Annotated in this window: 9 protein-coding genes; 6 read left to right on the top strand and 3 right to left on the bottom strand. The window is 64.4% G+C overall.

Going from position 1 to position 13,220, the window contains the following annotated elements; all coding sequences use genetic code 11:
- The first annotated feature begins 193 nt into the window (after nucleotides 1-193).
- Entirely contained in the window at nucleotides 194-1,165 is a 972-nt protein-coding gene (locus ACI798_RS02080; RefSeq protein ID WP_457047081.1) for a DUF4268 domain-containing protein, read from the top strand.
- Between the two features lie 37 nt (nucleotides 1,166-1,202).
- Here ACI798_RS02080 and ACI798_RS02075 read toward each other — a convergent pair whose 3' ends face one another.
- On the bottom strand, nucleotides 1,203-2,690 hold the full coding sequence (locus tag ACI798_RS02075; protein ID WP_457047217.1) for a nuclease: 1,488 nt from the start codon (nucleotides 2,688-2,690) through the stop codon (nucleotides 1,203-1,205).
- 9 nt (nucleotides 2,691-2,699) lie between these two features.
- Nucleotides 2,700-2,843: a hypothetical protein gene (locus ACI798_RS02070; RefSeq protein WP_457047080.1), complete on the bottom strand. Its 144-nt coding sequence runs from the start codon at nucleotides 2,841-2,843 to the stop codon at nucleotides 2,700-2,702.
- Between the two features lie 871 nt (nucleotides 2,844-3,714).
- Here ACI798_RS02070 and ACI798_RS02065 point away from each other — a divergent pair.
- From ACI798_RS02065 to ACI798_RS02045, 5 genes are all read left to right on the top strand, one after another.
- Nucleotides 3,715-4,476: a hypothetical protein gene (locus tag ACI798_RS02065; RefSeq protein ID WP_457047079.1), complete on the top strand. Its 762-nt coding sequence runs from the start codon at nucleotides 3,715-3,717 to the stop codon at nucleotides 4,474-4,476.
- 404 nt (nucleotides 4,477-4,880) lie between these two features.
- Nucleotides 4,881-6,395 (top strand): ATP-binding protein, encoded by a 1,515-nt coding sequence (locus ACI798_RS02060; protein WP_457047078.1) that lies wholly within the window; start codon nucleotides 4,881-4,883, stop codon nucleotides 6,393-6,395.
- Nucleotides 6,392-9,301, top strand: coding sequence for a Z1 domain-containing protein (locus tag ACI798_RS02055; protein WP_457047077.1), 2,910 nt, complete (start codon nucleotides 6,392-6,394; stop codon nucleotides 9,299-9,301). Before ACI798_RS02060 ends, ACI798_RS02055 begins: the two co-directional genes overlap by 4 nt.
- Entirely contained in the window at nucleotides 9,288-10,298 is a 1,011-nt protein-coding gene (locus ACI798_RS02050; RefSeq protein ID WP_457047076.1) for a PD-(D/E)XK motif protein, read from the top strand. The genes ACI798_RS02055 and ACI798_RS02050 overlap by 14 nt, the downstream gene beginning before the upstream one ends.
- Nucleotides 10,295-12,325 carry an AIPR family protein gene (locus ACI798_RS02045; protein WP_457047075.1) on the top strand — a complete coding sequence of 677 codons (2,031 nt, stop codon included), beginning with the start codon at nucleotides 10,295-10,297 and terminating at the stop codon, nucleotides 12,323-12,325. The genes ACI798_RS02050 and ACI798_RS02045 overlap by 4 nt, the downstream gene beginning before the upstream one ends.
- A 368-nt stretch (nucleotides 12,326-12,693) precedes the next feature.
- On the opposite strand, the gene ACI798_RS02040 is transcribed toward ACI798_RS02045, so the two are convergent.
- Complete coding sequence (locus ACI798_RS02040; RefSeq protein ID WP_457047074.1) at nucleotides 12,694-13,134, bottom strand: hypothetical protein; 441 nt, start codon at nucleotides 13,132-13,134, stop codon at nucleotides 12,694-12,696.
- Nucleotides 13,135-13,220: the final 86 nt, after the last annotated feature.

Genomic DNA, 13,220 nt, shown 5'->3' with positions numbered 1-13,220 from the left:
GTGGGCTCGGTCCGCCGTACTCCCGGGTTGAGCCCGGCGCGCCCGTCTCGCTCACCGGGGTGGGATCGCCGTCGGCACGCCCCAGGAAGATCCAGCGCCCCGTGGGATCGCTTGCCGTGCGCCTCGGTTGGACGCCGGCCGGCAGAGCCCCGACGATGACGCGGTCCTGCAAACCGCCGATACGAGGAGCACCGTGGCCGCCTTCCCGTCGCTGGGAAAGCTCGAGGTCGTACCCGTCACTGAGGTGTGGGCGCACGAGGCCCACGTCTTCACCCCCTGGCTGCTCGACAACGCCGATCGCCTCGGCGACGCACTGGGCATGGAGCTCGAGCTGACGGTCAACGAGCACCCGGTCGGAGACTTCTTCCTCGACCTCCTCGGGCACGACCTCAACACCGGCGAGACGGTGATCGTCGAGAACCAGCTGCAGAAGACCGACCACGGACACCTCGGACAGCTGCTCACCTACGCGGCCGGCGTCGACGACGTCAGCAACGTCGTCTGGGTCTCGCCGGAGTTCCGTCCCGAGCACCGCGCAGCGCTGGACTGGCTGAACAACCACACCCTCCCGGGTAGGCGCTTCTTCGGCGTCCAGCTATCGGCCGTGCGGATCGGGGACTCGATACCAGCTCCCCTGTTCACGGTCGTCAGCCAGCCCAACGACTGGGTCCAGTCGGCCAAGAGCGCCGCGCAGAACCAGTCCGCGCCGGGTCCGAAGTCAGCCCTCTACCAGGCCTTCTGGCAGAAACTGCTCGACCGGTTGAAGGCGGAGCACCCCGGCTGGTCCAAGGGGAAAGCGCCGCTCAACAACTACTTCGTGATGTCGGCCGGCGGCCACGGACTCGTGTGGGGGTTGAGCTTCACCAAGGACCCGCGGATGCGCAGCGAGCTCTACTTCGACCACCCCAGCGCGGCGCAGAACGAGCTCATGTTCGAGCGACTGTCCGCTGTGAGGCAGGAGTTCGAGGCCGCCTTCGGCGGACAGCTCCTGTTCGACCGTCTCGACGGGAAGAAGGCGTGCCGGGTGGAGGCTGCCTCCGCTCCCGCCTCGATCGAACGGGAGGACGAGTGGCCGGCCTACCTGGACTGGATGGTCGACACGCAGGCGCGACTGCGGACGGCCTTCACCGTCATCGGCGGCATGGCCACGCTCACCTCGGAGTGACCTCGAGCAGGTCACGCCGGCGAGGGATCCCGTGGGGTCAGCTCCCCGAGGTCAGCCGACGCACGACCGCTTCACCGCCGACGCGGCGGATGAGCTCCAGGTCGCCGCAAACGACGAGCAGGTCGCGGACCCGCGAGAGGCCGACGTAGAGCATCTCCCGGGCCCGCGCCTCGTCCCGGAAACCGTTCACCGCCAGGACGACGGCCGGCCGCTCGAGGCCCTTGAACCCGAGGACTTGCCCGTAGAACAGGTCGTCGCCCTCCCAGAAGGTCTTCCAGTAGGCGTCCTGCCCGTCCTGCTGTCGCTCCACCTGCACGGGGTGCCGGTGATAGGTGGTGAGCAGCGCAACCGCCTCGTGCGGCCAGCCCTCCTGCAGCAGGGCATCGGCGGCGTCGTCGGCAGCACCACGGGCGTCCTCGCTGGTGCACGGGATGAACCGCACCGGCACGCCGTTGCCGCCGCGGTTGCGCATCTGGGTCGGCGTCAGGCTGCCGAACGTCCCGGCGATCTGCTTGGTGTTGCGCAGGTTCTCGTTGAGGTTGAACGGGGTCAGCGCCACGGTCGGCCGGCCCTGGCGCGCGAACACCCGCTGCCCCTCGTCGGCGAAGACGTAGAGCTGGCCGTCGGCCGGAGAGCGCAGCGCCGCTACGACCGCGGGCCACCAGCTCTCGGCGAAGTCCTGCGCCTCGTCGATGACGACGGCGTCGAAGCGCTCCTCCTCGGGCAGGGCGCCGGCGAGAGAGACCATCTGCTCGGGGAGCCGGTGCTCCCAGTAGCCGCTGTCGTCGTCGGTGCCCGGCGGCACGCCCCAGTCGATGCCGAGGCCGTGGAAGGTACCGACGTAGGCTGGGCGCTCCTTCGGCCGCCAGGTGGCCACCCGCCGGCGGAGGAACTCAGCGAGCCCGCGGGAGTAGCACATGACGGCGACCCGCTCCCCGGCGCGCGCGAGCCGGCGGGCCTTCTCCAGGGCGAGCCAGGTCTTGCCCGAGCCGGCTCCGCCCCGGACCTCGACCCGACGGTTGTCCTCGAGCATGTCGAGCACGCGCGCCTGCTCGCGGGTGAGCAGGTCATACTCGGCCTCGCGCTCGTGCAGCCGGGCAAGGAGGTCCTGCTGCGGGATACCGACGCCGGCGAGGCAGTCGACCAACCCCTCGACGTCGTCGGCGGTCGGCGGTTCAAACTCCCTCTCGCACTGCCGCAGCGCGGAGGCGACACGAGCGGCCGCCTGCCCCAGGTCGGTGCGGTCGAGGACCGTCCAGCGCGGCGCGTCGGGCGCGGCGAAGCCCTCGGGGACGACGGTCGCGGGCAGCGCGACGAGGTGCACCATTCGCGGGTCACCGGCCCGCCACCGCCGGTCCTGGCGCAGGTACTCGCGCAGCAGGTACTTGCAGCGCACGGCCTGATCGACCGGGTGGATGCGCCGGTCCGCACCGTTGCTCGCCTGGCGCCACTCGGCGCCCTGCAGGTACACGCTGCCGCCCTTGACCTCGATGACGGCGATGCCGAAACCGGGCCAGGCGACGATGACGTCGGCCTAGCGGTCCTCGCGCCGGTCGCTGAACCGCTGGCCGCATACCATGACGGCGTCGTCGGGCAGCTGGTCCCGCAGCGCATCGACGAACTCCTGCTCCGCGTGCGACTCGAAGACCGGCTCGGCCGGGAAGACCCGCACCGCCATGTGCACCCCCGTGTATTCGGCTCCGGACCGAGCGTGACAGGAACATCCGACACGGCGGGCCACACGCGACCCGTGTCGCCGTCGCACGTCCCGGGAGGGCTCAGGTGTCTCACGGACGCGACCGTGCGCCGGTCCCACTGCACGTCGCGGTACCGCGCGGGCGAGGGCGCGGTCGAGCCGAGGCAAGCTCCCAGATGTGCACAGCATGGTAGGTCCGTGACGTGCCGGCCATCACCTGCGCAGTTGCGCACACGAGCGACGCCTTCGCCCATGTGACCGCCATGCGCTCGCCCCCTTGGCTGTGGTCCCAACGCCCTGTGTTCCTGGGAGCGCGACCGCGCGTCGTTCCACCTCCTGGCCCCGCAAACGCCGACCGAGCCGACCACCCTGTGGCGCAGAAGCTGACATACCTGCGCCGGCTGCACTACCGCTCCCGGTGAACGACACCCAGCAAGGTGTTCACCGCGCTGGTCACGGACCGGCCAATGCCCGAGGTGGCATCGCTCGGGCCGCGCGCCCGCGACCGGTGGGCCGGCTGCGCTTCGTTGTCGACTAGGCGCGGGCGTGGTCGGCGTCGGTGGGAGGCAGGCTGCGCGCGTACCTAACCCGAGCCGCGCAGCAGGTCGAGGAGTCCACGCTCGATATCGAGGCGGCACTGCCGGATCCGGCGCTGTAGCCACGAACAGGACCTTCTTAAGGCGCATGCTTAAGGTCACCGTCAATAGCTGTCGCCGCATAGAAGGCACGCGGACCGCACCCGCCACCTCGTCCACGTTCCACCGGCGCGACTCATGCCTACCACCGGACCGGCTGCAGTCAGCTAAACAGGCCCGCAGCGCACGACGCGCTAACCAGATGCCACACTCAGCAAGTGGAATCGACTAGCTCTAACCGGCGGAATTGGTCGCTCGACGAATATGTCGTCGTCGCGGAACTATACCTTCGCCGGCTAAACACCTCAAACGCTCACAATCCTGAAGTTATAGAGCTCGCAAGTCTCATCAACCGGACCCCCGCCGCTGTCAGCTACCGGCTTGGCAACTTCCATAGTACGGTTAGTGGCGCAGGATTCAAGCCGGTAAGAGGCGAGGCACTCGCAGTTTTCACAGCCATGAGGCAGAGCCCTGTCGAGTGCGAACGACTCGCCAGGGAGGCCCGCGGCCGACTTGCCGCCGGCCTTCCGTCAGCACCTATTCAGATCGGACCTTCCGCCGCCGCCATAGTTGACGTCGAACGGATGGCGACTACGGAGACCGAGACGTCACTGTCTGCAAAGACTCAGAGGATAATCCGGAAGGAGGCCCAGCTCGTCTCTCGCTACACGAAGTGGCTCGACCCAGCTGGGGACCGCCTAAGGGGAGTGCTGATCCCATGCGGCCCCGTTACACTTCGCGCCGATCTGTACGACCAGAAGCGGAACCTCCTTATTGAGGCCAAGGCCGAGGCGTCGCGCGATATGATTCGGTACGCCATCGGACAGCTGCTCGATTATCAACAGAAGCTGGACTTCGGACCGGACCTAGCGGTCCTATTGCCGACGCCACCCGCGGCTGACCTGGCGTCTCTGCTGAGCGACCTCCGCATCACGGTGATCTATGAGGACCAAGGGCGCTTTATCGACCCCCTGGCATAGCGCCGCCACGCCCGACCACGGCGCCGGACGCCTGGGCGGATGCATCGAAGCTTCTCGAGCCGCGTCTAGCGGTACCCCAACAGCCCCCCGGACATCACCCGCCCCAGTCGAGTGACACAGCCCCCTCCGGCACGCGCCCAACTCGAGTGTCGCCTCACTGCTGTTAACGTCCACGCACGTTACGGAACGGGGGAGGTCACTGCTGGCGAACAACATGCGCAGCCTTGAGCGGCTTGGCGATACCGGTCAACGAGCGGCCGCGCGGTTAGGTCCCAACTGCTGTCGCAGAGCCAAGTGACCTTGAAGAGAGTTGCGATGAACACGTCCTTTGCTTGGGGCCGCTGCTTCCCTAGCACACTCAGCGCCCGACACAACACCAGCGGCGAGGGCGCCGCAAAGTCCTCATGACCGATACTGAGCTTGACGCTTGGGACGAGGCCGCACCTCGGCCTGAAGCCTTGGTGGAAAGCCTTCGTTCATTCGGCTACTCACCTGAGACGGCACTCGCCGACCTCATCGACAACAGCATCAGTGCGGACGCCAAGAGCGTCGACGTGTATTTCATCTGGGACGAGGCCGCCTCGCACGTGGCAGTTGTCGATGACGGCGAGGGCATGACCGCGACCGAGCTGCTAGAGGCTATGAGACCGGGAAGCGTCAGCCCCCTAGCAACGCGCCGCAAGTCTGATCTTGGTCGCTTCGGACTCGGGCTGAAGACGGCTTCCTTCTCCCAAGCTCGCGAGTTGACAGTGATCACCCGCCCGCGCAGCGGTGGAGCCGTGGAAGTTCGCCGCTGGGATCTCGATCTCGTCGGCAGGTCGGGGCAGTGGAGGCTGCTGAAGACGCCTACCCCCCAAGCGCAGCGTTACATTGATCGCATCCGAGGCGGCGGCGGTACGGCCGTCATTTGGAGCAAGTGCGACCGACTTCTCGGCGATGTTGAGAAGTCGCCGGAGAAGGCGGCCGACCGCTTCTACGCAACCGCGTCCCAAGTGGAAGCGCATCTTGGGATGACTTTCCATCGATTCCTCGAGGCTAAACGTGGAAAGCGCAACATCCGCGTCAACGAGAATGCCGTTGCGCCCTGGAATCCGATCATGGAGCACCCGGCAACACATACCCTCGGCCCGCCGGACAAACTGCCCTTCATGGGCTCGGTCATCACCGTTCAACCGTTCGTACTCCCCCACCGCAGCAAGCTTGACGAGGATCAACAGAGACGCGGAGGAGGGATCCGCGGCTGGACCGCGCAACAAGGATTCTACGTATACCGGAACAACCGACTCGTTGTAGCCGGCGATTGGCTGGGAGCGGCTGGCGCAAAGGACGAACACACAAAGCTCGCACGCATACTCATCGACTTCGACTCTACCCTGGATCTGCAATGGCAGATCGACGTCAAGAAGTCGACGGCACGCCCCCCCGGAAGCATCGTGGACGACCTTCGCCGCATTGCGACCGCCACACGTCGAGCGGCCGAAGAAGTGTACCGGCACAGGGGGACCATCCTGCCCAATAACAGGAAGAAGGGGCAGGATCGCGCCCTAGTCATGGCGTGGCAAGAGTTCAAGGAGCGCTCCGGAGAGGTCCGACTTCGCCTCAACAGAAGACACCCCATCCTCGCAGGCGCGCTGTCAGGACCAGCTGTGCAGAAAAGAGCTGTCGAGCGCGTTGTCCGACTGGCGGAGGAGACACTGCCGACCTCCCTCATCGGCATCCGCCTCGCCGAAGCACTTGACACGCAGGCGACACCGTATGAGACGCGACAGGACGAGCTCGCCAAGCTGTTGCAGTACGCCCTAGAGACGATGACCTCAGCCGGCACAGACCGGTCGGCGGCCTTGGACGAGTTAGCACTGATCGAGCCCTTCTGGCGATTCCCCGCAATCATCGAGGCTTATCGGGATGGAGAAGCATGAACGTCGGCCCCTACGACGAAGTTCGCGGTCTTGTTATGACCTTGGTTGCCAATGAGCGGGCAAATCATCAGGTGGTTACCGCTGATTCGATCGCGCAGAAGATCAGCGCAGTCATGTCCATGTACACCGGCATCCGCGGATCGGAGTTCGCCGAAGAGGTCGACCGCGATGCGCTGCAGCGTGACATTGAATCCTCCTTCAACGTCTTCATCGCAAACGCGAATCTCATGTCGGACGACAGTGACCACGAACCTTGGCTTGAGTCCGTTCGTGCCGACATCGACTGGCGCTTCTGGAAGCGCTACCGCCAGTACCAGCTCGCAGTCAACAAGATGCCACCTGACGCAGTCGACAAGCTCCACGACATCACAGACATGGTGCTCGGTCGACTGGAGAACCCGCGAAGGCCCGGATCGTGGGACCGTCGTGGTCTCGTCGCGGGCCAGGTTCAGTCCGGCAAGACCGGCAACTACATCGGCCTCATGTGCAAGGCTATCGACGCCGGCTACAAGCTGGTTATTGTCTTGGCGGGAATTCACAACAGCCTGCGTGCCCAGACGCAGGCCCGCGTCGACGAAGGCGTCCTCGGCTTCAGCACCGAGCGAACCTTCCGTGCCGCGGACGCAAACAAGAGCCTCGTGGGCGTTGGCCACCAAGGTTTCCTTTATGTGAACTCCTTCACCTCGCGCAAGGAACACGGCGACTTCAACCTCAAGGTCGCCGAGAGCATCGGCGTGGCCGTAGGGGGCGCCGATCCGGTGGTTCTCGTGGTGAAGAAGAACAAGAGCGTTCTCAGCAACATTCTCAAGTGGGCGACGAGTCTAACTGCGGTGGAGGATCCGGAAACCGGCCAACAGGTGGTTCAGAACGTACCGCTGCTCATCATTGACGACGAGGCTGACCAAGCCTCAGTCGACACCAATGGACCAAAGAGGGGCGCGGTTGACGAGTATGATCCTCCGGTCATCAATGGTCTAATCCGTGAGCTTCTGAAGAAGTTCCAGCAGAGCGCGTATGTTGGCTATACCGCCACGCCTTTCGCGAACATCTTCATCGACCCCGAAGTTGAGCACTCGAAGTCCGGCCAGAGCCTCTTCCCCCGCAGCTTCATCATGAGCCTTCCCGCGCCTTCCAACTACGTGGGGCCGTCGCGGGTCTTTGGCTTGAAGGAAGATGTCACGCGGAACATCGAGCCCCTCGCACCTCTCCCGATGGTGCGCCGCATCCAGGACTGGTCAACCTGGATGCCGGACAGGCACAAAAAGGATTTCGTACCGAGCTCGATGCCCGAGTCACTGCGAGAGGCAATTCTCGCCTTTGTCCTGACAGTGGCCGTTCGCCGCTGGCGGGGACAGACAAACAAGCACAACTCGATGCTTGTGCACGTCACGCGCTTTACAGCGGTGCAAAAGGAGGTGCGCGCCCAAGTCCAGCGGGAACTTGAGCGACTTCAGCACCGCTTCGGCCACGCCGATCGCTCAAGGGACTCTACCTGGGCCACAGCCCGACTTCTCTTCGAGGACGACTTCATCGCCACCCGTCGCGCCTTCTCGCTCGCTGAGGACCTTGGAGACCAGGTGGGCGCTATGCCTACCTGGGAGCAGCTGGCGAGCGGGCTGGCCGAGGCCGCAAACCTGATCAGCGTCCGCGAAGTCAACGGCACGGTGAAGGACTCGCTGGACTACGTCGACCACCCTGGTGGACTGAATGTTATCGCGGTCGGTGGCGCGAAGCTGTCCCGTGGATTGACCCTGGAGGGCCTGAGCATCAGCTATTACCTCGCTGGGTCGCGGATGTACGACACACTGATGCAGATGGGGCGGTGGTTCGGCTACCGCCCCGGCTATTTAGATTTATGCCGCCTGTACACCACCGACGAGCTCAAGCGCAGGTATGAACTGATTACCAGTGCCGCCGAGGAATTGTACCGAGAGTTCGACTACATGGTCGCGCTCGGTAGCAGTCCGCGCGACTTCGGCCTCCGAGTGCAGCAACACCCCGATGGCCTCATGGTGACTGCACCCAACAAGATGAAGGCCGCCCAACTACTGAGCATGAGCTTCGCAGGCGGGCTCAGCGAGACGGTCCTCTTTGATACCAGGACCGTCGCCCGCGAGCAGAATTGGAAGGCGCTGGAGCGGCTGATTGGTGGCATGAACACACAGCCCCTCGCGCGCGAACAGTCCAGTTCTATCGGTGGGGGAAACTCCTACGTCTGGCAGGGAGTGAGCGCGTCCGCTGTCACAACTTTCCTCGACAGCTACATCACGCATCCTGACGCATACAAGGTCCAGCCGAAGCCCCTTCGGGACTACATCCAATCCCGCAACACGGATCAACCAGCGGAACTGACTGACTGGTGGGTGCTGCTGGCGAACAGCACTGCACCGGATGCCCGGGAAGTCAGGGTGGGAGGGTTGGAAGTAGGTCTGACGAGGCGCCAGGGGCATCCAGGGCAGACTGTGCCCGGTGACAGTGGCCGTTTCCCCATTCGCAGACTGATCAGCCCACCTCACGAACGCATCGACATCGTAGAGGGATCTCCGGAGTACAAGGAGGCTCTCGACCTCACGGCGAAGATCTGGGCTGAGAGTCCTCGGAAGGACCTGCGGGACAAGGACGCACCGTCGCAGCCCGCGGGGGTCGCCTGCCGGAGTGTCCGCCCAGCCTCTACGGGAGTGCTATTGCTCTATCCGCTCAATCCGACCGAGGCGCCTGACGCGGTGCGCGAAGGCAGGCCCTTCGTCGGCTTCGCGCTGTCTTTCCCGCACAGCGACCGTGCTCAGCCGGTCGACTACCAGGTGGCGAAGGACCTTTGGCTGAAGCTCACGAGTACGGGCTCGCTGTCCGCCGTAGAGGACGAGGACGACGAGGACGATGAGGGTCTGCGACATGATCGACATTGAGGCGGTCTGGGCTGCGTTGGACGCCGAGCCGGCAACGGCGCCCGGCGTACTGATGCGGCGCGTCGCTCACGCAGCGTTTGACGTCCATCTGATCCAGGAAAGACCCTCACGCCTTCTCGGCCTCCTCGTGAAGTGCAACGACGGACCTGGCGCACGTTGGAAGGAGCTCCGCGCTTCTCGGGGGCTTGACATCAGAATCGATGTCCGTCCCGGGCACGACGCAACGCTAATGCTCACCGAGAGGGACAGCAGCTTTCATGATGTCTTCTCCGCCTTGGTGTCCGACCTGATTCGGTGCCTCGATGCACTATCGGCCCGGCCGCCGGACGGACGCGCGTTGACCCTAGACTTCTTGGCATCGCGCATCACACGATGGCAGGCCGCTCTTCAAGCGAACCGCGACGGTCTCAGTGCAGAACGAGCCGCAGGCTTGTTCGGAGAGCTCACGATGATGCTGGCACTAGTGGATGCCGGCGTATCTCCGAACCATGTGGTGGATCGTTGGACGGGCCCCGAACAGGCGATTCAGGATTTCCAATTCGACGAAGTGACCCTAGAGGTTAAGACGACGCGGCAGACTCAACCCGTTCATGTTCGCATCAGCTCGGAGCGACAACTCGATACAAGCACGCTCTCGCGTCTCGTCCTGGCCCACTACGCACTTGATGAGCGGAGCGACGGGGGCGGATCGACGCTTCCGCAGGTCGTTGGTCGGGCACGATCGGCTCTGAGTCTTGGGCACGCAGGCGCTGCGCTCGAGGAAAAGCTGCTGAACTATGGCTACTTGGACCTGCATGCACCTCGATACTCCGAACGCTCGTATGTCATTCGAGCTGCACATTACTTCGATGTCAGGGACCCGATGCCTCGGATCGTTGAAGCGGACCTGCCGATAGGGGTCGGCAAGGTGAGTTACGACTTGGCACTATCCGCATGTGGGCCATACAGCATTGCCTGGGATGAAGTCGCTGCAATTTTTGAAGGGGGTCACCCGTGAGTGGGGCGGCGGACAACGACTACTTGGCGGAGCTTCAGCGCCGCATCCTCACCGACGCGGAGCGTACGGACGAACTGCAGGTAGTCGCCTTCACGGATTACATGCGCGAGGTCCTGAATGATAGTGGCGATCTAGACGGCGGCGAGACCGCCCTTTTCCACACTGCGGGTGCAAAAGGCATGTCGGCATCCGGCTATTCAATTTCCGACGACGGAGATCTCGTCGACATTCTGGTCACGGATTATGAGCCGTCGCACAACGTTCGGACGCTGACGAAGACCCAGGTGACGCGACTCTTTGCAGCTGCGCATCGCTTCGCCACCCAAGTCGACGAGCTCACAGAGATGCTCGAGGAGGCATTCCCGGCCTGGTCCATGTGTGCGGCGCTCGCCGCCGCGTTGCCTTCAGCCGAGCGGGTCCGCATCACCTTGTTGACTAGTGCGCGGGTCAAGTCCCCCCCTCCGTCGGTGCAAGCATTGCACCGCGCCCGCGTGACATATCACGTCTGGGATGTCGATCGGTTGTGCCGCTTGGAGCGGTCGGGAAGAGTGCGAGAGCCGATCACGGTCGACTTTGAGCGCCTCATTGGTAGTGCATTACCGACCCTCGGGCCAAGGGGAGTACCCGGAGACTACGAGGCCTACCTACTTCTCATCCCTGGCGAGGTTCTGGCCGACGTGTATGAAGAGCACGGGCCGCGGCTTTTGGAACTCAACGTGCGGTCATTCTTGCAGGCCCGTGGCAAGGTCAATCAAGGAATCCAGACAACAATCAGGACTGAGCCTCATCGCTTCCTCGCCTACAACAACGGCATCAGCATGACCGCGAGCCGCGTCGAGGTTGCGGAACTTCCCGACGGCTCCCATGGCATCACGCGTATCCACGACCTCCAAATCGTTAATGGAGGTCAAACGACTGCGTCACTGCACTACGCCCGGACTAAGCCTCGGCGCGACGAGTCTTTACTTAAGGGGATCCACGTACAGGCGAAACTGTCCGTCGTTCCCGAGAGTAATCTCCTAGAGCTGGTGCCCCGCATCTCTGAGTTCGCAAACAGTCAGAACACTGTGCGGACGGCAGATTTCAGCGCAAACGACCCCTTCCATATCGAGCTGCAGCGACTGTCGCGAACTGTGCTCGCGCCGGCCGCCGATGGATCGCAGCGTTCGACCCGGTGGTTCTACGAACGGGCGCGCGGTCAGTATGCCGACGCTGTGGCAAGCAAGCGCACTGCTGCAGAGCGGCGTGAGTACAAGACCGAGAATCCTGCCACTCAGGTGATCCGTAAGACGGACCTGGCCAAGTACGAGCTCTGCTGGGCTCAACGGCCGGACCTCGTGAGCTTGGGTGCGGAGAAAACGTTCCGCGAGTTCATGCTCAGGCTCAAGGAACGTCCCGAGTTCAAACCCGACACCACATACTTCCAGCAGTTGGTCGCCAAGGCGATTCTGTTCAACGAGACCGAGGCGATAGTCAAGGCACTGAGGCTCGGCGGCTACAAATCCCAGACTGTGGCATACACGCTTGCCCTCGTAAGTAAGCGGACCGCGCAGCAGATCGACCTTGAGCGCATCTGGAAGGCGCAGGGCATCCCTGAACTTTTGCGCGCCGCGATCGAGGAACTGGCCCCGAAGGTTCACGCGAAACTCATTTCCAGCGCAGGGACGTCGAACATCAGCGAGTGGGCCAAGAAGGACGGTGCCTGGACGGCCATCCAGACCTTGCCTTGGGAGCCCGACGAGCGGTTGTTGGCCCGAGCCCGTCAGGGCTCCAAGCTAGACCTCGAAGAGCAATGGACTCCGGAGGCGAAGGCGGCTGCGTTGAGGGTTTACGGACTGAACGAGACGGGATGGCAGGCGGTGCTCGACTGGGGAATTGCGACAAAGAACCTTAACGCGGGGCAGCGGAAGACCTGTCGCGCCTTACGGGACATGAACATCAAGGGGTCGATTCCGACTCCGAGCCTCATGCTTGAGGGTGCGGCCATCCTCGACCTCGCCGAGGAGGTCGGTTTTCGCGGAATTTAACGTTTTGGCGCAGGGGCTGGTAACTCTCCTAGTTGAGTGGCGATCTAGCCGCGACAGTGCGCCAGCATCCGCACAACGAGGCCCGCGTGCTTGCCGTCACGTCGGTCACGTGGTGCACGGCAGCCGGGGAAGGGACCTCCGATGCGTGGTCGGCTGAATCCTCTTGGAGGACTCGGAGGTCTCCTCCCCGGTGCCCATATCATCGCAACGCTGCGTTGGGGCGGGTCAGGCCGCCCGAAGGAGCACGCCGCCACCCTCGCAGGTGGTCTGCGGCCGGTGAGGCCGAGTCCGCCTCCGGATGATGCCCTGCGCGGCCCAGTCCCGGCGGGGGTGGCAGCCGCCGATGTCGGTCTGCATCCTCTGAGCAGTCACTCCACGAGCGGAAGACCACGCGGCGGCTCGGCGCAGCATCGCGGTGACACGGAACCGGTCTCGTCATCGCGAATCTCGGCGTAGGCGAAGCGGGGACGGTAGTCGAGCATGACGTGGATCAAGCGGGGGCCCGTAAGCGGGTTTGCGGTAGCAGCTGCGCGCGGCGCCATCGGCAGTGCGATTGGTGCCGCCCTGCTGCCGGCCGAAGAACCGCCAGCCTCGGCGGTCGGGATGTTGCACAGCTTCTTCACGTCGGCGTAGAGCAACGCGCCGGGCGCGGCGTGCTTGTGGCGTACAGGGTGCTGCGCGCGGTGCTCGAGCCGGGCTAGTCGGCTGATCCGGCAGCGGCGCAGCACCGCCTCGGCGGCCGAGGGCGTCACCCCCCACTCGGCGGCCGGCCGGACCGGTCCCCAGCGCTTGTGCAGCCGCAGGGACACGATCCGCTTCGTCCGCGCCGGATCGGCCTAGGCCGGGCTGGCGTGTGGCCGGCTGAACCGATCGACCATGCCCGCCTTGCCCGCAG

The sequence above is a fragment of the Geodermatophilus sp. SYSU D01045 genome, from assembly GCF_054050295.1.
This window is presented reverse-complemented; position numbering and strand designations above follow the sequence as displayed.